Origin of the sequence: Pseudomonas profundi (genome assembly GCF_008638305.1) — a bacterium.
Taxonomy (GTDB): domain Bacteria; phylum Pseudomonadota; class Gammaproteobacteria; order Pseudomonadales; family Pseudomonadaceae; genus Halopseudomonas; species Halopseudomonas profundi.
The window spans coordinates 39,112-60,328 of sequence record NZ_VTPZ01000007.1 but is presented as its reverse complement, the minus strand read 5'-3'; the positions used below and the strand labels follow the sequence as shown (position 1 = coordinate 60,328).

Sequence of the window (21,217 nt, the reverse complement as noted above, 5' to 3'; positions counted from 1 at the left end):
GAGGTATTTCATGAGCCATATTTACCGCTACACATTGGGTAGCAAGACCTATCAGTTCCGCAGTCTGGCCGAACTGATGGCCAAGGCTACACCACAGCGCTCTGGCGACCGGCTGGCAGGGGTGATGGCGCTGTCGGCGGAAGAGCGCGCCGTGGCGCAGATGACCCTGGCTGACGTGCCGCTCAAGACCTTTTTGAACGAAGCGCTGGTGCCTTACGAGCAGGATGAGATCACCCGACTGATCATGGATGAGCACGATGCCGCAGCCTTCGCGCCCATTGCCCATCTGACGGTCGGGGATTTTCGCAACTGGTTGCTGAGCGATCACGCCACCCCCGAGGTATTGCGCTCCATACGCACCGGCGTCACGCCGGAGATGGCCGCGGCGGTGAGCAAGATCATGCGCAACCAGGACCTGATTCTGGTAGGCAAAAAATGCCAGGTGACCACGGCCTTTCGCAACACCATTGGCCTGCCGGGGCATCTGTCCACTCGGTTACAGCCCAATCACCCTACAGATGATGTGAATGGCATTGCTGCGAGCATTCTCGATGGCCTGCTGTACGGCAATGGTGACGCGGTCATCGGTATCAATCCGGCGACTGACAACGTGGCCCAGGCCATCAAGTTGATGAAGCTGATGGGTGAGGTGATCGACAAGTACCAGATCCCGACCCAGTCCTGCGTGCTGACCCACGTCACCAACACTATCGAGTGTATTGAAGCGGGCGCGCCGGTCGATCTGGTGTTCCAGTCGATTGGCGGTACCGAGGCAACCAACAGCAGCTTCGGCTTCAATCTCAATACCCTGGCAGAGGCACAGGAAGCAGCGCTGAGCCTCAAGCGGGGCACCGTCGGTAATAACGTCATGTACTTCGAGACCGGGCAGGGCAGTGCGCTGTCGGCCAATGCCCATCACGGCCTGGACCAGCAGACCTGCGAAGCGCGGGCGTACGCGGTGGCGCGCAAGTTCAACCCCTTGCTGGTGAATACCGTGGTGGGCTTTATCGGCCCGGAGTATCTATTCGATGGCAAGGAGATCACCCGCGCCGGGCTGGAAGATCACTTTTGCGGCAAGCTGCTCGGCGTACCCATGGGCTGTGACGTCTGCTACACCAACCACGCCGAGGCCGACCAGAACGATATGGATAACCTGCTCACGCTGCTCGGCGTAGCGGGCTGTTCGTTTGTTATGGGCATTCCCGGCTCCGACGACATCATGCTCAATTATCAGACCACCTCGTTTCACGATGCGTTATACGTGCGCCGCGTCTTGGGCTCACGGCCGGCACCGGAATTCGAGCAGTGGCTGACGCGTATGCAGATCATGCGGGATGCCGATCGCCACGTTCTGCACGACACGGTGCCGGAGCCTTTTGCCCGTTCGCTCAAGGCCCTGCCGGGAGGTCGCGCATGAATCAGCCAGACCGGCAGCATCTGCAGAACGGCAAGGTAGTCGACAATCCCTGGCGCAGCCTGCGCGAGTTCACCGATGCGCGTATTGGCCTGGGGCGCGCCGGCATCAGCCTACCCACCAGCGAACTGCTGGCCTTCCAGCTGAGCCACGCTCAGGCCCGCGATGCAGTGCACTTGCCCCTTGATCTGGAGGCGCTTTGCGGCCAGTTGCAAACGCTGGAGGCTTTGCCTGCAGACACGCCGCCCCTGCGCCTGCACAGTCAGGCGGCGGACCGGGTGACTTACCTGCAACGTCCCGATCTGGGCCGCCTGCTTGACGACGCCTCCCGAGCGCAACTGATCGCACTGCCCGAATCGGTTACCGCCACGCGTAGTGATCTGGCTATCGTCATTGCTGATGGATTGTCGTCATTGGCAGTACAGCAGAATGCCACGGGTTTTCTCGCGCCCTTGCTGGCGCTGCTGCGCGACGAAAAAGAGCCTTGGAGCTTGGCCCCGGTCACGGTGGTAGAGCAGGGCCGCGTAGCGATAGGCGATGACATCGGTGAACTGATCAATGCCCGCGCCGTGTTGCTACTGATCGGCGAGCGTCCCGGCCTCAGCTCGCCAGACAGCCTTGGCCTGTACCTGACCTGGAATCCCCACCCCGGTCTTAACGATGCCGCGCGCAACTGCGTATCCAACGTTCGTCCAGCAGGCTTGCCCTATGCCGAAGCCGCGCGGCGCGTGCTGTATCTGCTGCGTGAAGCACGGCGATTACAGCTCTCCGGCATACAGCTCAAGGACCGGACTCAGGACGAACTCATCGAGCATAACGGCAGTGGCACAAACTTTTTGCTCGCTAACTGAACCAGCGTTAGCGAGCACGCAGAGCCAATCAAGCGCTTTCAACCGAAGTCATTCAAACCAGAAAAGTAGAGGGAATTATGTCAACAGACAATCAGGCATACCTTGCCAAACGGCAACTCAAGCGCGGGACCGCAGGCTGGATTCTACTCGCCGGTCTGGGGGTTTCTTATGTTATTTCGGGTAATTTCGCGGGCTGGAACTTTGGCATCGCCGAAGCGGGTTGGGCCGGTTTTGCGATTGCTGCGGTACTCATGGCATTGATGTATCTGACGCTGGTGTTGTCGCTGGCGGAGATGTCAGCGGCGATACCGACTGCGGGCGGCGGCTACAGCTTTGCCCGCCAGGCAATGGGCCCGACGGGCGGCTTCATGACCGGTCTGGCGGTGCTGATCGAGTACGCGCTGGCACCGGCTGCCATTGTCATCTTCATTGGCTCGGCGGTGGAGTCGTTGCTCGGCTTCAATGGTCCCTGGGTCTATGCGGCCTTTTATCTGGTGTTTGTAGGGATACACCTGGCCGGGGTGGGTGAAGCGCTGAAGGTGATGATGGTCATTAGCGGCCTGGCAGTGTTTGCCATTGTCGCCACGGCAGTCGCCCTGGTGATGCACTTTGATGTCGACAATCTGTTCGACATTGCCGCGACCGCTGAATCCGCAGGCGCGAGTGAGCTGCTGCCTCTGGGCTGGTACGGCGTGTGGGCGGCGCTGCCCTTTGCCATGTGGCTGTTCCTGGCAGTGGAAGGCGTGCCCCTGGCGGCCGAAGAGGCCAAAGACCCAGGCAAGGACGTGCCCAAGGGCATCATCGGCGCGATGGTATTTCTGCTGTTCACTGCGTTGCTGGTGGTGGTGCTGGTGCCGGGCGCTGCGGGTGCCAAGTTGATGGGCGACAGTGCTGTGCCGCTGGTTGACGCGCTGACGCTCACCGACAACAGCGGTCTGGCGACGCTGGTCAACGTGCTGGCGCTGGCGGGTTTGGTTGCCTCCTTCTTCTCGATCATCTACGGCTACAGCCGTCTGGTGTTTGCCCTATCGCGCGCCGGTTATCTGCCCAAGACCCTGTCGCTGACCACCGGGCGCAAGGTGCCGGCGCGGGCGCTGATTGTGCCCGGTGTCTTCGGCTTTCTGGCCTCGTTGAGCGGTGAGGGTGATCTGATGCTGGCGATGGCCGTAGTGGGCGCGACTGTTTCCTACGCGCTGATGGCGCTCAGTCACATTCTGCTGCGCATCAAGCAGCCGGACCTGGTGCGTCCATACAAAACGCCCGGTGGCGTGGTAACGTCCGGCATCGCGCTGGTGCTCTCGCTGATCGCATTGACTGGCGTTTACGCCTTCGACCCCCGCGCCTTCTTCTACACTATGGTGTTATTCGTGATCGGCGGCGCCTACTACTTCGGCTACAGCCGCAAACACATTATCGCCAAATCGGCTGACGAAGAGTTTGCCATGCTGGCCGAAGCAGAGTTGGATCTGGCGGCTGCGAGCTGATAGTTCCCGCTAGCGCGGTGCTTCCAGAAAGGGCTGCCGAGAGGTAGCCCTTTCTGCATTGGGTTCGCTATGGCAGGTCACTATAAATGGCACTCAGCGCAAAGCATTTCAGTTGTAGTAGCCGCCTGTTACCCGCAGGCCGTGATACCGGTGCATGCTGGCCTCACTATTGAGAGGAGGACGAAAAATGACCGCCAAGAAACTATTGTTGCTCGCCGGTGACTTCACCGAGGACTATGAAACCATGGTGCCGTTTCAGGCGCTGACCATGCTCGGTTATCAGGTGGACACGGTGTGCCCGGACAAGAGAGCAGGGGACACGGTGCGTACCGCTATCCATGATTTCGAGGGTGATCAGACCTACACGGAAAAGCCGGGGCACAACTTCGCGTTGAACTATGATTTCGACAAGGTAAAGGTCGAGGACTACGTCGGTTTGGTAATACCCGGCGGCAGGGCGCCAGAGTACTTGCGTCTGAATCAGCGGGTAATCGAGATTGTGCAGCAGTTCGACAAGGCCCAAAAGCCCATCGCCGCCGTATGTCATGGAGCACAGATCCTTGCTGCGGCTGACGTACTCAAAGGTCGCGAGTGCAGCGCGTATCCTGCTTGCAGCCCCGATGTGAAAATGGCTGGCGGCACCTTTATGGACATTCCGGTGGATCAGGCCCACGTCCAGGGCAACCTGGTCACAGCGCCCGCCTGGCCGTCGCATCCCGCGTGGCTGGCCGCATTCGTTAAACTGCTGGGCGCTCAGATAACGCTTTAAGTGTTTTAGATGATTCTTTAGCCAAGTGGTGGCCGTATGTGTGAGCTTTACGTCAAAGCCGATCCGATTCTGTATGAATCACGTTCCCGCTCGCTGCGCATACGCGGTGTGGTCACCACGCTGCGGCTGGAGAATCAGTTCTGGCAGATTCTGCAGGAGATTGCCGAGGTCGATGGCATGACCACCAATCAGCTGATCACCAAGTTGTATGAGGAGATCATGGAGCTGCGAGGCGAAGTGGTGAACTTCGCCTCGTTTCTGCGGGTGAGCTGCACGCGCTACCTGGCGCAGCGCGAGGCGCGCCCGGTGCCCTTGACGGTCGTACGAACCGCGTCGGGCTAAGGCTGGCGAGTCAGCTGGAAGCAGGTATGGGTCAAGGTGCCAAGGGCACCTGACGCTTATGCTCTGTCGCGTCGTAATTTCTGATGATGATCTTCGCGGCCTCCTCATCAACGGCTTCACCCAGCAGGAACGCATCGATTTGCGCGTAGGTTACCCCGTGGGCATCTTCATCAGGCCGGCCGGGCTCCAGCTCTTCAAGATCGGCAGTGGGGATCTTACCCACCAGGGATTCAGGCGCACCTAGCTCCGCAGCGATACGCCGCACCTGGCTCTTGACCAGCCCGGATAGCGGGGCCAGATCACAGGCACCGTCACCGAACTTGGTAAAAAAGCCCATCACTGCCTCGGCAGCATGATCGGTACCGACCACCAGGCCATTGGCGAAGTTGGCCAGCGTATATTGGGCGATCATGCGGGCGCGGGCCTTAACGTTGCCTTTGACGAAATCACGTTTGGCCGGCTCAGCGGGCTCGTCAGCAAAGCAAGCCATCATCGCATCGACCGACTCTTTGATGTCTACCGTGCGTAGCTGATCCGGCTTGATGAAATCCAGTGCCGCCTGCGCATCGTGTTCATCCGCCTGCACGTTATACGGCAAGCGCATGGCGTAAAAGGTCGCCTCGTAGCCATCCTGACGAAGGGATTCGACAGCCATCTGGCACAGCTTGCCCCCAGTCGTTGAATCCACACCACCGCTGATCCCCAACACCAGCGCCCGCGTACCGGAGCGGCGCACAGTGTCCTTGATGAAATCGACACGCCGCTCGATCTCCCGCTTAAGCTCAGCGGTTCCCTTGAGGTTAGGGTTCACTTGCAGTGCGCTGCGAATTTCAGAGCCCCGACTTGATGCAGTGTTCATGCTTGTCTCCTTGATGTTCGGTACGGAAGTGTTCAACGGCCTGATAGTTCGACACGATAAACGAGGTTAGTGCCGACACCAAGACGGAGCATCTGCCATGCAAGCCTCACGCCGAGGTGTGCTTTTTGAGGATTTCGGCCTCCTCGAAGGTCTCCTTGTAGGTCTAGTCCCGGGAGACGTTTAGCTCGTGGCTGGGATCGGGGCGCTCACCATCTTCATGATCAAGCGAAGCATTGAATTGCGCTAATCATCGCTGACAGTGGAGCGAACAAGAGATCGGACAAACTCAGCCGGGATCTGAACGTGGCGCGGTTGATCAAGCGAGGGGCGGAGCACGATCGATTCGCCGAACGACCAAACTACGTGTACGTTTCGCAGCGTGCAGTCGTCGGGTATTCCAAGTTCGCTGAGATCACGGTCGCAAAAGGCCGGATCGAGGACGATCATCTCCGCTTCGTATGCGCCGAGACCCAAGCTTTTGACCGTCTTTTCGGGCAGCGTTGTGAGCAAGCCGCTATAGCCCGCCACAAGAAGTCCGAAGAATAAGCCGAAATGTATTGCGGCGCTCCAGCCTGCAAAGTGAGCCATTGAACAGATCGAGACCATACAGGCGATGATCAGGGGCATGGTCCACAGGATCGGGTACTGCCAGAAAACGCTCAGCTTCTCGATTATCGGCAAGCTGCTTTGAAGGGCGATCGAAAGCAGGAGCACAAAAATCAACAGCGATAAATAAGCCGACCAGCTGTAACTGAAGAAGCTCCAACGAGGCAGGTCAAACAGGATTTGGAGCGCTACGCCGAAGCCTAGCGCGACGAGTGCCGGCCATAGCAAAGCGGCAATATTGAAAAGGCCTGGCTCAAGAATCAGCACTGACACTAGGCCGAGCCCTGCGATGCAGAACGGACCGAAATACGCTAACCCCACGAGTTGCCAAACGGTTTTGCTACGTGCCCCTTGCGAGTATGGGATCGCATACGCAAGGTCTTCCTTGATCTTCTTAGTGTTCAGACACCAGTGAAAAATGGCGGCGCCCGGTGCGACCATTGTGAAGATCACTGCGCCGACGATAGCGAATCCAATGCACGCAGCCGCCAGCAACAACGACGAGAACTGGAACAAATCGAAGCTGGGGTAGAAGTGATTTCGATAGAGATACAGCAAAAAGATGCCAAACCCTGCAAGGGGAGGGAACGCTTTCGCAAGCAAAGCGCCATGCTTTTTGAGGAGCATGGGGGAGGCTCGTAGTACAACGTCAATCGCGTCCTCGCTTGGCGGGCGATCGCTCCATTTTTGCATGTGGCTTCCTTGCTGATGTGTCGAGCGAGGATCATATCCTTAGCAGTAGTCCCTGAGCTATCCTGGTGATGCCTTACGCCGTTGTTTGCGGTGCTGAGGGTTTTTTTTACGAAACGAGAAAGGAGTCCGTTTTGTCGCAAGTACGCTGGGCCGCCGATGAAGTCAAATTAGCTTTCTATTTATATTGCCAACTTCCGTTTGGTCGCCTTCATCGGGGTAACCCAGACATCATTCGCCTGGCACACCGCCTAGGCAGGACGCCCTCATCGGTAGCGATGAAACTCGTCAACTTCGCCAGCCTAGACCCTGCGATTACCGGAACGGGACGGAAGGGCTTGTCCGGCGCCTCAAAGCTCGACCGAGTCATCTGGGAGCAATTCAATAACGACTGGCAGAGCCTGGTAGACGAGTGTAGTGCGCTACTCGCATCGTCTGAAGACGTTTCGCCAGCTGATGCCCCAGAGGTCGCTGAAGCCGCCGCCGACTATTTTGGCGAAACGCGGGAGGCGCAGGTTCGCATACGAGTTCGACAGAGCTTCTTTCGAAAAGCCGTACTGGCAAGCTACGGCGGCAAATGCTGCATGTCTGGCTTGAGCGAACCGCGACTACTCCTGGCAAGCCATATCGTCCCTTGGAGTGTCGACACCGCGAACCGACTAAATCCGGCAAATGGCCTGTGTCTTTCAGCTCTCCATGACCGGGCGTTCGATCAGGGGCTTATCGCGCTGTCTGATGAATTCACTGTTATGGTTAGTGATCAACTTAAGGCAAAGGCAACCGCTGATTCGTTTGCGCGGTCTGCGTTGGTGGGGATTGAGGGGAGCGAAATCGTGTTGCCTGAGCGGTTCATGCCGGATCGCGGGTTGGTTAGATGGCATCGGGAGAATGTGTTTCTTAGATAAACGGATGCTTTTGGCCGATAGCGGCCCATACTCTCAGTAGGGACCCCACTAAACTAATGATATTCCTACATTCTTGTTATCTTGATCGGTTGGAGCGTAGCGCGGGCCGTTTGAGCGCTCGCATGATGTAGTTATCGAGGCAGGCTTTGAACGCAGCTGCCGCCCCGATTAGGGGGATGGTTACCATATTAGGTGGACACTATGGATGGTCAAAATCAAGAGCGAGTTTCAAGTCCAGCTGCCACCGGGGGCGCAGGCGTTTACTTCGAGCAGCATGTTGAGGCTTATTGGCTGGCGCAACTGCTCGTCCGCAGCATCCCGCCGATACTGACTGATAGAAGTGTTGCAGAGGTCCACTTCCAGACAGAGCATCTCGGTTTCAATACGGATGACTTCCTCGTAGTCTGCGAGCGGGAAGGTGAAGCACCGGCACAACTTGTCGGGCAAGTGAAGCGCAGCCTCACGATCAGTGCTGCCGACGATGAGTGCAAGAAAGCTGTTGGCGATTTCTGGAAAGACTTCAAGAAAGCCGACCCTTTCAACCCCCAGTACGATCGCTTTGTCCTCGTCACTCTACGTGGCACGAACACACTCCTCGAAAACTTCGCTGGGCTGCTCGACTGCGCCAGGGGGGCCGCTGATGGCAAAGAATTCCAGCGGCGACTGTCTCTCTACGGATTCATCTCCAAGAAGTCAGTCTCCCAGTGCAACGAACTCTGCACGATTGTCAGCGCACTGGAAGACACGCCAGTGACTGCCGAAGATCTGTGGCCCTTCCTGTGTGTCTTACACGTCCTGAGCCTCGATCTGCACACATCGACCCGTCAGACCGAAGCTCATATCAAGACACTGCTCGCTCTCAAGTCCACTGACTCAGATCCGCTCGCAAGCGCGACGGCGGCCTGGAACAGGCTTCTGTCCTTTACCAGCGACGCCAATCCAGCCGCTCGAAGCCTGAAACGCACTGACCTTCCAGATGCTCTTGTCCAGTCATACAGCGAGGTGGGAACGCAAGAGAAACACGTACTGACAGCCCTGCGAAACCATACGGATTTCGTCCTGAGGAAAATCCGCAAAACGATTGGACCGACCTTTCACCTGCAGCGCGCTGGGATTATCCAGAAAGTTCTTGAAGCCCTCGAAGCGAAGCAAGTTGTCCTGATCGCGGGACCCGCTGGTAGTGGCAAGTCTGTCATTGGCAAGGAGGCGGTGTCTTTTCTCTCTCGCGAATTCTTCACCTTCGGATTCCGGGTTGAGGAGTTCGCCGTCGCTCACATTGATGAAACACTGCACAGCAGTCAGATTCCTGCACGCGCCACAGAGCTACAGGCCATTCTCGGCGCGCAGGACCGCAAGGTGCTCGTCATCGAGAGCGTCGAACGCCTGCTCGAAAAACCAACACGCGACGCCTTCAGTGATCTGATGACGCTGGCTCAGGGCGACGACGGCCTCGGCATCGTCATGACCTGTCGAGACTATTCCGTAGAGCAGGTGAAAGCCAGCTTCCTCCAGCCTGCGGGAATTGACCACGCAGTCATCGAGGTTCCGCCGCTCGACGACTCCGAACTACAGGAGCTCCAGACGGCATTTCCGTCGCTGGCGGTCCCCTTGGGCAGTCCGCCTCTGCGCGAGATCCTTCGCAACCCATACTTTATCGACAAGGCACTCCAGATTCCCTGGGACACGGGACGTCCACTTCCAGAGAGCGAGCGTGATTTCCGAGCTGTCTTTTGGCGACAGATCGTGCGCGAGGATCACAGTCCCGCCAACGGTATGCCGCGTCTACGCGAAGAAGCTTTGCAGGTGCTGGCTGTACGTAGGGCGCGCGCACTTTCAGATCATGTGCTCGCTACAGGACTTAATGCTGCAGCCATCGATCGTCTTAAACAGGATTCCCTCGTTGTTTCGCCGGACGGAAAACCTCTGCTTGTTGCTACAGCGCACGATGTGCTTGAGGATTGGGCCATCCTCCAATGGATTGAGGAACAGCACCTCACGGATGAGACATCGTTCAAGACGCTGTCCTCCGCTATTGGCCCGCACCCAGCGGTACGCCGCTCATACCGGAAGTGGATTGCCGAACTGGTTGACCGCGACGCGCCCGCTGCTGATCGGCTGTTCAGAGCAACCATCACGCAAGCCGATGTGCCCGCTCAATTCCGAGACGATACGCTGGTATCACTGCTGAAGGCACCTTCTGCACCAGAATTCCTGGCCCGACACGAGGCCGCCTTGCTCGCCAATGACCGCGCCATACTCAAGCGGGTGATCCACCTACTGCGCGTTGCCTGTATGACATCGCCAGCCTGGCTTGCCGGAGTGCGCGGCCACAGCTCCATCCTGAGCATACCGGACGGCGAGGTCTGGGCGAGCGTTGTAGGACTGATTCATCGCAACATTGGAAGTTTCGGACAGGAAGACTCTCCACTGCTTCTTGCGTTGATCGAGGATGCCGTGCGCGGCGTCAGCTGGTGGACGCCGGACATCGAAGGTGCTGATCACATCGCCGGAATTGCTTATTGGCTCCTCCCGAGCGTTGAGAACCACAGAAGGGGCGATACCCGTAAACGCGTTCTCAAGGTTATTGCCAAGATCCCGAAAGCCGACCCTAGGCGATTCGAAGCCGTTCTGCGCGGGCAGATCAAGGAAGGACGCCGCCGAGACCCCGTCTCCGAAGAATTCAGCAACATACTTCTTGCGGGCCTTGATGGTGCGCCTGCAGCCCGTGACCTCCCGGATCTTTTAATTTCAATTGCAATGGATGCTTTTCTAGCGACGAAGGAGTATCTGGGCGGGGAGTCCTTCGGCCGCTCATCCCTAGACATCGAACTTTATTTTGGCATCAAGAGATACCTGAACCACGATTTCTTCCCTGCCAGCGCCTTTAGGGGGCCGTGGCTCAACCTGATCACGCGCCACCCGAGAATGGGGCTCGATTTCTTGATAGATATCTTCAATCACAGCGCCGAGTGGTACGCGCATCCACCTCTTCGTGACCGTCTAGAGCCCGCTTGGGAAGCTGAACTAACGTTCGCAGACGGGATGACCCGAAAACAGTGGGTGAATCAACGGCTTTGGGGGATGTACCGTGGTTTGGGTGTCAGCCCGTATGTTCTCCAGTCGCTGCTAATGGCTCTCGAGAAATGGCTGCTTGAGTATGCAAAGTCCCATCCCACGGGATTAGACGCAGTACTACTCGAGATCCTGCAGCGCAGCGATTCGGCAGCGCTAGCGGCGGTCGTCGCAAGCGTGGCAACCGCCCATCCTCTCCAATCCGGAGAGGCACTTCTAGTACTGCTTTCTGTGCAGGACTACATCTTGATTGATCGCAGTCGAATGGCCAGCGAGCGCCAGACGTCGATGCTTGCAGGAATGTTCCCTACTCTGAACGCCCAAAACAAACTCTATGAAGAGGAGAGAAAGACATCGAACGAGCTACCGCATCGTCAACATGACCTCGAGGTGGCTATCGCAAACCTGCAATTCGGCCCTCTGGCCCAACGGGTCCACGCGACCATTGACAAGTACATCGCAACCCTCCCTTCGTCGGACAAGCGCAACGAAGACGACCTCATATGGCAACTTGCCCTTCATCGGATGGACTTGCGCCAGTATGTCGTAGCCAAAGCCCAACCAGCATTGACCACGACATTCGATGAGGAAGACAAAGAGCCTTCGAAGAGTTACATCAGCCTCGAACCTAAAGCTGCTACCCCCGAAGTGCAGCAACTCATTGATGAGAGCGCACGGGGGGCGGGAGAAATGAATGCCCGGCTAGCCATCTACAATTGGGGTCTCCAGATATTCCAGCGCGACTCTGACTCTGCTGACCCGGCCCAATGGAGGGAGAAGCTGTCAGGTGCGCAGGAGATGGACCATACAACCGAACACCCGGACAGCAGTCGAAACGCCCCCGGTTTCGTCGCCGCCGTTTGTGTCCGCGATCACTGGGAGGAGATGTCATCGCAAGAGCAGGACTGGTGCAGCAATATTATCTGCTCCGAAATTTCCAGCGGCGCGGACAACTGGGAGACCATAAACCGCGCGCAGCGGTTTTCAATGCTCGCAGATCGCCCGTGTGCTTTCGTGGTACCTCTGCTCCTGTCCAAGCCGGTTAAGCAAACCCAAGCACTGCGCGTACGACAGGCCTTTATTACTGCTTTAACCCACCCGATCGACGAAGTCCGCTCGTATGCCACTTGGGGCATTGACGACGAGTTTTGGGCTGCGAATCCCGCCCTTGCCCTTCGTTCCGTAAACGCCATCGCGAAAGAGGCCGCTATTGCCGATTGCGCTTGGAAGGCCGAGGTGAAGAAGCGTTACGACAAGCGGAACGCGCTGGACACAATCGCCGCTACCGCAGCCACAGAGGTTCGCCGGTGCTTCTGGAAAGACGAAACAATCGCCGAAGATGAGCACATCAGATTCGACATCACGGAGGTATTCGGAGCCGAGGCGTCCGCGAAGGTCCTCGTGATTTTCGGCCAAGTGCCCAGCAATCCTCTGGCAGTGGCTGCGCACAGGCGCGCCAGTCAAGAGTTGGTCGACTGCTGGAATCGCGAGCACGACCGCTCCCCCCACCGGCGTGACCGGAACTTCCACTGGGAGCAGTCGATATCTGACTGCATTCAGCAATTTGTGATGCGTGCGTCAGACGCCGATGCAGAGCAAGTCCTTCAGCCCATCCTCGACGCGGTTGACAGGCACCCACGCGAAGTCCACAACGTCATCCAAGGCTTCACCAGCAGCGAGGACCGCAATCCCAACACGAAGCATTACTGGTTCCTGTGGAACCTGTTTGCCGAAAGGATCAAGCATGCTAAGTGGCTTGCCCATCTGGATGGCGAGCATCCATACGGTGGCGAGGTGCTCTCGACGATCTTCCTGACCTCGTGGTGGAAGGACGATGTCCGACACTGGCGGAGCCTAGAAGGCTATGCCCATAACGTCGACTTGCTGTTCAATGCGCTGCCGCCGGTCTCGATCGTGTTGGACAGCTACGCCCGTTTTCTCTACCACATCGGCGAGCACTCCATGCCAGCAGCTTTTGAGCACATCGCAAATGCACTCCGGCGGGGAAGTAGCTCTGACATGCTGCGCGAGTCCAACACCGTTTTCATACTCGAAAGCCTGCTCCAGCGGCATGTCTACTCACGCCCGCTAGAACTCAAGCGTGATCCTACCCTACGCGAGGCGATTCTGCATGTGCTCGACGTACTTGTCGAAAGCGGCTCATCCGCAGCGTTCAGAATGCGCGACGACTTCGTAACACCGGCCATCTGATGCTCCCTATCTTTTTCATCAATGAACTGGCTGAAAGGTGAATCGCCGCGGATTTCCTAGACAGCCGATGATCACTTCTGGTCGCTTGCTGCCGCTCAAGGCAACTAGCGATTGGTCAAATTCGCACCCGTCGCTCCTTTGCTCATCTCGCTGCATCCGAGCCTTCAGAGGATTGGATCGACACCCCCTTCGGCTCCCCAACCGCCCACTCTTTGGGAAAGCGGCGGATCAGTAGCGCCAGGACAAAGCCCACCGACAGCACCAAGGAGCAGAAGCTCAACGCGGCGGTGAAGCCGCCGGTGGTTTCGATCAGCCAGCGAGGCAGCCGGCGATGGCGGCGCTGAGGAATTGTCCGAAGGCAAAGAACAGCGCCGCGAAACTGAACGCGATGGGTATGCAGCGGGGCGCCACTTGGTCCGTGGCACTGTCTGAATCATCGCAAACAGTCCGTTGACCGAAGCGCCCATCACCAAGCAGTGGACAGCCCAGGCCGATAACATCGTGCTTGAAATGTGCACGAAATCACAATTTTCATTGTCATACGCGCACGGCATCTTGCCCGACATTTGTTAATCGAGGAGTTTTCGTTTAGCCCATGGTTGAGTGGATCGAAGCAAACCAGACGATAATCCAGATCGGCGTCAACATCGCTACGATGCTTATCTGGCTGATATACGCCCATTTGCTGTATTTCGGCTTTCGCCGGCAGCGCACGCCCCGGGTGATCATCAACCGCGGCAGGCAAAAGGATCTGGACGGGCTGTGCATCATCAGCAACATGAGCAAGGAGGCGATCTATGTGGAGTATCTTCTCGCTACTCTCAAAACCTCGGCGGGCTATATCACAATGGATGTCACGGATTTCGAACAGTCCGCTACTGAGGAGCGTGAGGATGAAGAGGGCAATCGGAAAGCTGTATCGGTGACGCCCGAGAACGTTCGTGAGAATACTCGACAGGGCCCACTCCTCTCGGGTGAGTATATGCATATCGGTACGTTTCATAGCCTCGTCAACCGCCTGGCGCGGCATGCCGGCATCCCGATGCGGGGCTATTGCCCCGAGGGTGACATACAATTGGAATCTCTGAGTATCCAGATTATCGCTCTGTACGGCCCGGAACCCCGGCCGATTAGCGCCACTCGAGACTTCAACATCAAAAGCGACCATGCTGGGAGCACATTGACTCCTACGTCCTGGCGTACCCGGCAGGGTATTTCGTTCCTGCACCGTCGCGTCTTGGGCAAAAAGGTGAACGAATTGAACGACTCCAACTTTTCGGTGGACTCTACCATCCGCCTGGACAAGGATTAGCCCTATACGGCCCGCTTGGCTGGTTGTGCTGTGCTTATCCAGTTGCCTTGAATCCCAGTCTTACAGCTCGCCTGCCCGCAGGCGACTTTTTATCAAAGGAAACCGTTCCATGATCCCGCTTTCTATTCTTGAACTTGGGCGTGTGCGTCAAGGGGCAGACCCACGTACCGCACTCAACGAGGCTCGCACCCTGGCTCAGCACGCTGAGCGTCTGGGCTACCGCCGCATCTGGGTGGCCGAGCATCACAATATGCCTGGCGTGACGACGGCGGCCACCTCGGTCGTCATTGCCCACATTGCCGCCGGGACCAGCAGTATCCGCGTGGGCGCTGGCGGCATCATGCTGCCCAATCATGCCCCTTACGTGATCGCAGAGCAGTTTGGCACCCTGGAAACCCTGTTTCCCGGACGCATCGATCTCGGGCTGGGCCGTGCGCCTGGGACAGACCAGATGACGTTGCGCGCCTTGCGCCGCAACCCGGCCAACGCCGAGAATTTCCCCCAGGATGTTCAAGAGCTACAGGAGTTTCTTGGGCCCAGGAAGGCCGGACGGCGCATCGAGGCTATCCCTGGCGTGGACACCAATGTGCCTCTCTGGATTCTGGGCTCCAGCCTGTTCGGTGCGCAGTTGGCGGCGTCCCTGGGGCTGCCTTATGGCTTCGCATCGCATTTCGCACCCCAGGCGCTTCACCAGGCATTGGATGTTTATCGTTCGACCTTCAAACCATCGGCGCAGGCGGACAAACCCTACGCACTGGTCGGGGTCAACGTGATCGCAGCCGAGACGGATGAAGAAGCACGTTATCTCGCTACCTCACAGCAGATGTCGTTCACCGACCTTTTTCGCGGGACGCGCGGCCTGATGCAGCCCCCGATCGAGGATATCGAGACCTACTGGACGCCGCAGGAAAAGTCTCAGGCAGGGCAGATGCTCAGCTGCAGCGTCGTTGGTAGCCGAGAAAGCGTCCGCCGCGGCCTTCAACAGCTCATCAAGGACACCGGAGCAGACGAACTGATGATCGTCTGCGATATCTTCGATCCGGAGAAGCGGCTGATGTCACTGCAGCTCATTGCAGAGGCTCTGCAGGACGGTTGATGGCCGAAGCTAGCGGTGTGCGGGATGTCCAAGGTGAAGACGAGCATCGGCGTAGCGCAGGCGCGCTACACCCCCAGGAGCGCGTTTGGGTTGCCGGCCTCGTTCGGATTCGGCAATCCAGTAAACCCTGAATTGAGGAGGGCCGACCCGGTGAAGTGAATAGCGGTGTTTTCGATGCGCGGGATAGAGGTTGCGGCGCCTTGCGAGCCAGAAGCGGGCCCCTCGACAACGTTACTCGCAACTACTGACTGACATCGCCCTCGCTGGTTGGCCCATCTTTTTGAGTCTCTTTTTTGGCGATTTTGCGCGACGTGCCAACTGCAGGTCTGTTCCCCGCTGTCCCTTTAGGCTTCGCCCCCCTTGAAATGGCGTGGGTGACCTTGCGATTTACGACCTCACCTTTAACAATTTGAGATACGCTGCTGCGTTCGCCAGCAATAACGCGCCTTCTGTGTGCAGGCATCGCAGCCATGAGCCCCATCCGTAGCCCAAACTTACGCAATATCGAATCGACGGTACTCAACGTCGGATTACCTTTGTCTGTTTCCAACTGATACAGCGCTCTGGTGGACATGCCGCACATTTGAGCAAAGGTTTCCTGATCGAAACCAGTAACCTCCAAACGAAGCCTGCGAATAGCCATGCCGAGGGTTAATTCACCATCAGTGTGCAGCTGAATGATCTCTTCGATCAGTTGTTTACGCAGTTCTCCGGTCGTGGCTTTCATAGCAGCTCCCATAACTCAAAATTCGAGTCCAGATTATTCACTGGGATAGCCTTTGACTGACGAATATCCAGGGGCATATCTACGAGCAAATCCGGCAGCGCTCTGAACTCATTGGCAGCGCCACGGATACGCTCATACAGATAATCCGGGGCATACCAATCCGGGAAACCGGCACAAATTTCACGCCACCTTGGGCTCCCTTTCTTTTCGGCTTCCCATTTTGTCGCCCTGGTTACGCCATCTGCATCCAAAACCATCGGGGCCAGGTCATAGATCGGGGCCAGATCAAACCTTTCCCTGTACCGGAATATGGATGTGTTACGACCGTGGTTGTCGCTGTTGCCCAGAATTCGGTTGAGCAGGTCTCGACGTATGTATTCAAAGATCAGCTCTGGCACCTCATCGGCTTGCCCGCTTAAGCACCACAACTCAATCAGCTTCGACAACACAACCTCATGCTTGAGTCTCGATCCAGGCTCTGTGTTACCGAGTAAGGAGTAGACGGATTCAACGGCGAGACGCTCGACGCTCCCTCCATTCACGATGCGGTCAAACCGTGGCATCCAAAGACTGGGCCTTTCGGCTTCTTCCAGGCTCAAACCATGAGTCGAAACGGTATTCAAGCCCAGACGCGACACCGCTTTGTAGTACTGGTACTCAGCGCGAAGAATGTTCTTGTCGTTCTCCGTCACCTTGTTCCGAGCGAACTTAACTAATGCGTGTGATTGCACGCGAGAATCATCAAGCATGGCATCAGCGTAAAGCTTTCCGTCACGCCCCTCGGTCAGCAATAGCTTTGGTGCTTCGCCCTGAGCGCCAGTCGCGCCACCCAGTGCAGCCCCAGCCTCGTAAGCGTACTCAAGAAAATCATTGGTACGCTCAACCACTTCCTGGCGAGCGAAGGCTTCAGCCCCGGTGTCCTCAAGAGCCTCAACGGACTCTTTGATACGTAGGTTGCCGATGGGCGATGGCGTACATCTCCCCAGTAGAAACAGATCAAGATCTATCTCTGGGGGCTTTTCATCATTAAATCGCTTGATCAGTGACTTCCTCGCATGACCAGCAGGAATGATGTCGAGAATGAAGGCTGGGAAGCCTCTGGTATCCTCAGGGCTCCAGTTGACCGGCAAGTTCAAGCTGACGGCATGTTCGAAAACGCTATCTATCACGTCAAAGAAATCATGCAGATATGTTGTCTTATACGAAGTCGTAACGCGGGTGTCCGCAACAGCTTGCGTACCTGAGATGCTCAGATCCAGGGCGTCGTGCCATTGGCCGTTTACATAGGTTTGTATGGTTAGCGCTTCGAACATTACGGCGAACTCAATCGGCATTAAGATGCTGACTAATCTAGGTCATGCGGGCTTAATCGGCAATATAAATCTGTAATTGGCCTTATTCTGCGCGAATTCGGCAATTTAATGCCGACGATGGATTGTCTAACGTGCCTGCAGTGAGCATACCGCTCAGTTACGCCCCGCTGGAGACGGGGCTCCTTGCTCATCTAATTGTTCCCGAGCCTTCAGGAGACTGCACCGGCTCCGTCTTCGGCTCCCCAACCGCCCACTCTTTGGGAAAGCGGCGGATCAATAGCGTCAGGACAAAGCCCACCGACAACACCACGAAGGTGAAGCTGAACGCGGCGGTGAAGCCGCCGGTGGTTTCGATCAGCCAGCCGGCGATGGCGGGGCCGAGGAATTGGCCGAAGGCAAAGAACAAGGTCGCGAAACTGAACGCGATGGGGATGTAGCGGGGCGCGACCTGATCCGTAGCGCTGGTCTGAATCATCGCAAAGAGTCCGTTGACCGAAGCGCCCATCACCAGATAATGGACGAAGAAGTAGGGCAGTGATTGGTCGATGAGGGGCAACGCCATACCCACGATCACCAGGAAGATGCACATCGACAGCGCGTTGCCCCGGCCCCAGAAATCAGATACCCATCCCCATAGCGGACCGGCAGCGATGGACATCAGGCCCATCATTGCCATGAAGCGTCCTGCGATGGCTTCGCTGTGGCCGCTTTCGACCATGAAACTGATCATGAACACCGTCTGGACGATATAGCCCAGGCCGATGATGCCGTAGGTGGTGGCCACGATCAGGATGCGGGGGTTGCGGTAGATCCGCCACTTGTCATCCGAGGGCAGGCTGCCAGTGGTGCTGGCGGTGGCCTTTGGGGGATTGCGTACGAACAGGCCGATCAGTGTCGCCACGAGCAGCGCTGCGCCAGCAAACACGCCCCAGCTGACCCGCCAACCCTGCTCGCCGAATAGGTTGAACAGAAAGGGCACCAGGACACCGGACACCAGAATGCCGACACCCACGCCACTGGTCATGCAGCCAATCACCAGCCCGCGCTTATCGGGAAACCAGGTCGCCAGCAGGGCCACCATGGGCGCAAACGCAAAGGCGGTACCGAACCCCAGTAGCCCCATCAGGAACATCACCAGCCAGAAGTTTGCGGCCATCGCCAGACCCAGAAACCCTACGGATACCGTGAGCATGCCAAACATGACCGAGGCCTTGGCGCCCCAGCGAGCAGCCGCTAGGCCCCCGGCCAGCACGAAGGACACATAACACAGGGCGGTAACGGTGCTGAGAATCCCGGCCTGCTGGTAGGACAAGCCAAGGTCCGCGCGCATCGCTGGCAGGATGATGCCAAACGCCAGCCGGGCGAACCCGATCACAACCAGGGACGTAAGGGTGCCGCACAGTACGGTAAGCACCATGTTCGGTCGGTTTGCATTCTGGGACATCGAGGCTCTCTTCTAATCTGACACTTCGCAGCCGCTCAGATTAACAGTTATCCGCTGTGGTGGGCCGACCAGGACTCAATGCTCTTCCAGACTACACCGAGCAATGCGATTGCCAGAATGGCGAACAATGCACCGGCCCCGGACGTACTCAGCACCTGCAACGTGAGACCGGAGACCAGCATCCAGAGCGCCGGGATGATAACTGCAATCCAGAGCGCCAAACTGCGTAGCAGGATTAGCGCCAGGCCCAAGGTGGTGATTGCTGTGGGATCGGCGTGGATGCCGAACACTTGTGCCTGGTACCAGGAACTGCCGGTGAGCAGCGCCATCAGCGGCAGGATGACCAGGCCGAACAGGGTAATTGCTGCGCCGATGACGACCGGTGGGCTTGTGCGGCGCGGTGTTGTATCCAGGCCAAACCCGGTCAGCCCCATCAGTGCCAGTAGCACGGCCTGGGCGATGAACGCGTAGCCAACATAGTCCCCGGCCCAGTTGAGTTCTGCATAGCGCTGCATAAAAAATGCGATGGCGACGAAGGCCCAGAGCGGGGCGGGCAGCAGGCAGGCGAGCCGTGTGTGGTCTTTAAATGCAAGCACAAGCGCGGCTGCGCCCAGCGCCAGGGTCAGCAGGTGCAGCGGCCAGAAGGTCTCGCCCATGCGTTCAAGCAGGCGGAGGTAGACATCCGCCGTGAAGGGAATGAAGTCCTGCAGTCGGTAGCTCGCCCAGTCGTTCATAGCGACTCGATATAGGCTGCCATCCGCTGCCGGGCGTCAGGGGAGGGCATGGGATCATGACCGGCGCGCATGTTTTCCTGCAGATGTTCGACCTGGGTGGTCGCGGGGATGGCGCAGGTTATCGCCGGGTGACTGACGATAAACTTCAGCAGAAAAGTCTGCCCAGGTGTTGCAGCCGCATTCCGCTTGCGCCCACTTGGGCAGTGGCTCGTTACGGCGCTTGAGGCTCTTGATCAGACTGCCGCCATTGTAAGGCCGGTTGGCGATCACGCCGATGCCGCGTTCTTCTGCCAGGGGCAGCAGCCTATCTTCGGCCTCGCGCTGGGCGATGTTGTAGGTGAGCTGAACGAAATCGATGTCCTCCGTGGTCATGATCTGTTCGATCTCTCGGTGGCGGCGCCCGTGCGAGGTAGTGATGCCGATATGCCCGATTGCGCCCTCGGCTTTCATCTCCTTGAGCGCTGCCAGGTGCTCGCGCCAGTCGGTCAGGTTATGTACCTGCACCAGATCGAAGTGTTCCAGGTTCCAGCGGTCCTGCAGTTCGGCTACCTGCTCGCGGGCCGATCCCCCGGCCGGGCTCCAGACCTTCTCTGCAGAAAACAGACTCTCGGGCGTGCCGAGCTGCTGTAACGCATAGCCCATCACGTCCGGCGCCGAACCGTACATGGGCGAGGAATCAATTAGGCCGCCGCCGTGCTCGAAGAACGCCTTTACCACCTCAGTGCGGGCATCGAGCAACTTCGGATCGCTGCCGACATTGAAGGTGCGCCAGGTACCCAGGCCGATGACCGGAAGCGTCTGCTGCGGCCCGCCAGTGTTGGCGCGAAGGCGTATCGACGGCAGCAGCATGGCGGCCAGTGTCGCGCCGATGAGCTTGAGGCTTTGTCTGCGCGTGATGCGATGGTTCATAGCGGTCGCTCCTTCATGTTTTTATGAATCGGCACCGTGGAAGCCAACACCAGAACAAAGCATGTCAGCACGAACACCTTATTAACAAACCAGTTGGTGCGCCAGATCGACCACTCCGGGTCGGCGAGAAAACGGACGAACAGGGTGCAGATGATGAGAATTTCAATGATGGACATGCCAACGGCCAGGGCACGCGTATAACGAGGCCGCGCCAACAGCGCCCAACCCAGCCAGATGTGGGCCAGTGGCCACAGATCCCAATAGATATAGCGCGCCCAGGGCTCCCCGTAGGCCAAAGCATAGCCAATGGGAAACAGGTATTTGATGAACAGCGTCCAGGCGGCGAGGATGAACAGCAGGTGGGCGAGAAAGCGGATCCAGGCGCTTGAAGGTTGTCGGGAGGGCGGTGACATAACGACTCCTGTCCCAGGCCGTCGGGACCTGACTGTTTGATTTCTGGTTCTGATGCAGTCTAGCTC

17 protein-coding genes are annotated in these 21,217 nt (G+C 57.8%); 9 read left to right on the top strand and 8 right to left on the bottom strand.

What is annotated here, in order from left to right:
• Positions 1–10: 10 nt before the first annotated feature.
• From FZE95_RS11010 to FZE95_RS10990, 5 genes are all read left to right on the top strand, one after another.
• The gene (locus FZE95_RS11010) at positions 11–1,417 is read left to right on the top strand and encodes an ethanolamine ammonia-lyase subunit EutB (RefSeq protein WP_150300906.1); all 1,407 of its coding nucleotides are present in this window, start codon (positions 11–13) and stop codon (positions 1,415–1,417) included.
• Positions 1,414–2,265 carry an ethanolamine ammonia-lyase subunit EutC gene (gene eutC / locus FZE95_RS11005; RefSeq protein WP_150300905.1) on the top strand — a complete coding sequence of 284 codons (852 nt, stop codon included), beginning with the start codon at positions 1,414–1,416 and terminating at the stop codon, positions 2,263–2,265. Before FZE95_RS11010 ends, eutC begins: the two co-directional genes overlap by 4 nt.
• Before the next feature lie 77 nt (positions 2,266–2,342).
• Entirely contained in the window at positions 2,343–3,749 is a 1,407-nt protein-coding gene (eat, locus tag FZE95_RS11000; protein WP_150300904.1) for an ethanolamine permease, read from the top strand.
• 187 nt (positions 3,750–3,936) lie between these two features.
• On the top strand, positions 3,937–4,518 hold the full coding sequence (locus FZE95_RS10995) for a DJ-1/PfpI family protein (RefSeq protein WP_150300903.1): 582 nt from the start codon (positions 3,937–3,939) through the stop codon (positions 4,516–4,518).
• 36 nt (positions 4,519–4,554) lie between these two features.
• Entirely contained in the window at positions 4,555–4,860 is a 306-nt protein-coding gene (locus FZE95_RS10990) for a ribbon-helix-helix domain-containing protein (protein ID WP_150300902.1), read from the top strand.
• A 31-nt stretch (positions 4,861–4,891) separates the two neighbouring features.
• Here FZE95_RS10990 and nadE read toward each other — a convergent pair whose 3' ends face one another.
• The gene (gene nadE, locus FZE95_RS10985) at positions 4,892–5,719 is read right to left on the bottom strand and encodes an ammonia-dependent NAD(+) synthetase (protein ID WP_150300901.1); all 828 of its coding nucleotides are present in this window, start codon (positions 5,717–5,719) and stop codon (positions 4,892–4,894) included.
• A gap of 243 nt (positions 5,720–5,962) precedes the next feature.
• Positions 5,963–7,018: a hypothetical protein gene (locus tag FZE95_RS10980; protein ID WP_150300900.1), complete on the bottom strand. Its 1,056-nt coding sequence runs from the start codon at positions 7,016–7,018 to the stop codon at positions 5,963–5,965.
• 131 nt (positions 7,019–7,149) lie between these two features.
• Between FZE95_RS10980 and FZE95_RS10975 the strand changes: the two genes are divergently transcribed.
• The 4 genes from FZE95_RS10975 to FZE95_RS10960 all read left to right on the top strand — a co-directional run bounded on the left by FZE95_RS10975 (position 7,150) and on the right by FZE95_RS10960 (position 15,611).
• A complete protein-coding gene (locus tag FZE95_RS10975) occupies positions 7,150–7,920 on the top strand; it encodes an HNH endonuclease (RefSeq protein ID WP_150300899.1) in 771 nt (256 codons plus the stop codon).
• 201 nt (positions 7,921–8,121) lie between these two features.
• A complete protein-coding gene (locus FZE95_RS10970) occupies positions 8,122–13,203 on the top strand; it encodes an AAA family ATPase (RefSeq protein WP_150300898.1) in 5,082 nt (1,693 codons plus the stop codon).
• 595 nt (positions 13,204–13,798) lie between these two features.
• Positions 13,799–14,515 carry a hypothetical protein gene (locus tag FZE95_RS10965; protein ID WP_150300897.1) on the top strand — a complete coding sequence of 239 codons (717 nt, stop codon included), beginning with the start codon at positions 13,799–13,801 and terminating at the stop codon, positions 14,513–14,515.
• Between the two features lie 109 nt (positions 14,516–14,624).
• Positions 14,625–15,611: an LLM class flavin-dependent oxidoreductase gene (locus FZE95_RS10960; RefSeq protein WP_150300896.1), complete on the top strand. Its 987-nt coding sequence runs from the start codon at positions 14,625–14,627 to the stop codon at positions 15,609–15,611.
• 241 nt (positions 15,612–15,852) lie between these two features.
• Here FZE95_RS10960 and FZE95_RS10955 read toward each other — a convergent pair whose 3' ends face one another.
• The 6 genes from FZE95_RS10955 to FZE95_RS10930 all read right to left on the bottom strand — a co-directional run bounded on the left by FZE95_RS10955 (position 15,853) and on the right by FZE95_RS10930 (position 21,151).
• A complete protein-coding gene (locus FZE95_RS10955) occupies positions 15,853–16,338 on the bottom strand; it encodes a helix-turn-helix domain-containing protein (RefSeq protein ID WP_223825036.1) in 486 nt (161 codons plus the stop codon).
• A complete protein-coding gene (locus FZE95_RS10950; RefSeq protein ID WP_150300894.1) occupies positions 16,335–17,651 on the bottom strand; it encodes a type II toxin-antitoxin system HipA family toxin in 1,317 nt (438 codons plus the stop codon). The genes FZE95_RS10955 and FZE95_RS10950 overlap by 4 nt, the downstream gene beginning before the upstream one ends.
• 187 nt (positions 17,652–17,838) lie before the next feature.
• The gene (locus FZE95_RS10945; RefSeq protein ID WP_150300893.1) at positions 17,839–19,095 is read right to left on the bottom strand and encodes an MFS transporter; all 1,257 of its coding nucleotides are present in this window, start codon (positions 19,093–19,095) and stop codon (positions 17,839–17,841) included.
• A 47-nt stretch (positions 19,096–19,142) separates the two neighbouring features.
• On the bottom strand, positions 19,143–19,829 hold the full coding sequence (locus FZE95_RS10940) for a DUF6064 family protein (RefSeq protein ID WP_150300892.1): 687 nt from the start codon (positions 19,827–19,829) through the stop codon (positions 19,143–19,145).
• Between the two features lie 54 nt (positions 19,830–19,883).
• Entirely contained in the window at positions 19,884–20,738 is an 855-nt protein-coding gene (locus tag FZE95_RS10935) for an aldo/keto reductase (RefSeq protein ID WP_223825035.1), read from the bottom strand.
• Complete coding sequence (locus tag FZE95_RS10930; protein WP_150300891.1) at positions 20,735–21,151, bottom strand: hypothetical protein; 417 nt, start codon at positions 21,149–21,151, stop codon at positions 20,735–20,737. Before FZE95_RS10930 ends, FZE95_RS10935 begins: the two co-directional genes overlap by 4 nt.
• Positions 21,152–21,217: the final 66 nt, after the last annotated feature.

What these genes read in the sequence shown, in the direction of transcription:
- FZE95_RS10965 (WP_150300897.1), top strand. Translation starts at nt 13,799, where the DNA reads ATGGTTGAGTGGATCGAAGCAAACCAGACGATAATCCAGATCGGCGTC.
- FZE95_RS11010 (WP_150300906.1), top strand. Translation starts at nt 11, where the DNA reads ATGAGCCATATTTACCGCTACACATTGGGTAGCAAGACCTATCAGTTC.
- FZE95_RS10940 (WP_150300892.1), bottom strand. Translation starts at nt 19,829, where the DNA reads ATGAACGACTGGGCGAGCTACCGACTGCAGGACTTCATTCCCTTCACG.
- nadE (WP_150300901.1), bottom strand. Translation starts at nt 5,719, where the DNA reads ATGAACACTGCATCAAGTCGGGGCTCTGAAATTCGCAGCGCACTGCAA.
- FZE95_RS10960 (WP_150300896.1), top strand. Translation starts at nt 14,625, where the DNA reads ATGATCCCGCTTTCTATTCTTGAACTTGGGCGTGTGCGTCAAGGGGCA.
- FZE95_RS10930 (WP_150300891.1), bottom strand. Translation starts at nt 21,151, where the DNA reads ATGTCACCGCCCTCCCGACAACCTTCAAGCGCCTGGATCCGCTTTCTC.
- FZE95_RS10980 (WP_150300900.1), bottom strand. Translation starts at nt 7,018, where the DNA reads ATGCAAAAATGGAGCGATCGCCCGCCAAGCGAGGACGCGATTGACGTT.
- FZE95_RS10970 (WP_150300898.1), top strand. Translation starts at nt 8,122, where the DNA reads ATGGATGGTCAAAATCAAGAGCGAGTTTCAAGTCCAGCTGCCACCGGG.
- FZE95_RS10955 (WP_223825036.1), bottom strand. Translation starts at nt 16,338, where the DNA reads ATGAAAGCCACGACCGGAGAACTGCGTAAACAACTGATCGAAGAGATC.
- FZE95_RS10950 (WP_150300894.1), bottom strand. Translation starts at nt 17,651, where the DNA reads ATGTTCGAAGCGCTAACCATACAAACCTATGTAAACGGCCAATGGCAC.
- FZE95_RS10995 (WP_150300903.1), top strand. Translation starts at nt 3,937, where the DNA reads ATGACCGCCAAGAAACTATTGTTGCTCGCCGGTGACTTCACCGAGGAC.
- FZE95_RS10945 (WP_150300893.1), bottom strand. Translation starts at nt 19,095, where the DNA reads ATGTCCCAGAATGCAAACCGACCGAACATGGTGCTTACCGTACTGTGC.
- FZE95_RS10990 (WP_150300902.1), top strand. Translation starts at nt 4,555, where the DNA reads ATGTGTGAGCTTTACGTCAAAGCCGATCCGATTCTGTATGAATCACGT.
- eat (WP_150300904.1), top strand. Translation starts at nt 2,343, where the DNA reads ATGTCAACAGACAATCAGGCATACCTTGCCAAACGGCAACTCAAGCGC.
- eutC (WP_150300905.1), top strand. Translation starts at nt 1,414, where the DNA reads ATGAATCAGCCAGACCGGCAGCATCTGCAGAACGGCAAGGTAGTCGAC.
- FZE95_RS10935 (WP_223825035.1), bottom strand. Translation starts at nt 20,738, where the DNA reads ATGAACCATCGCATCACGCGCAGACAAAGCCTCAAGCTCATCGGCGCG.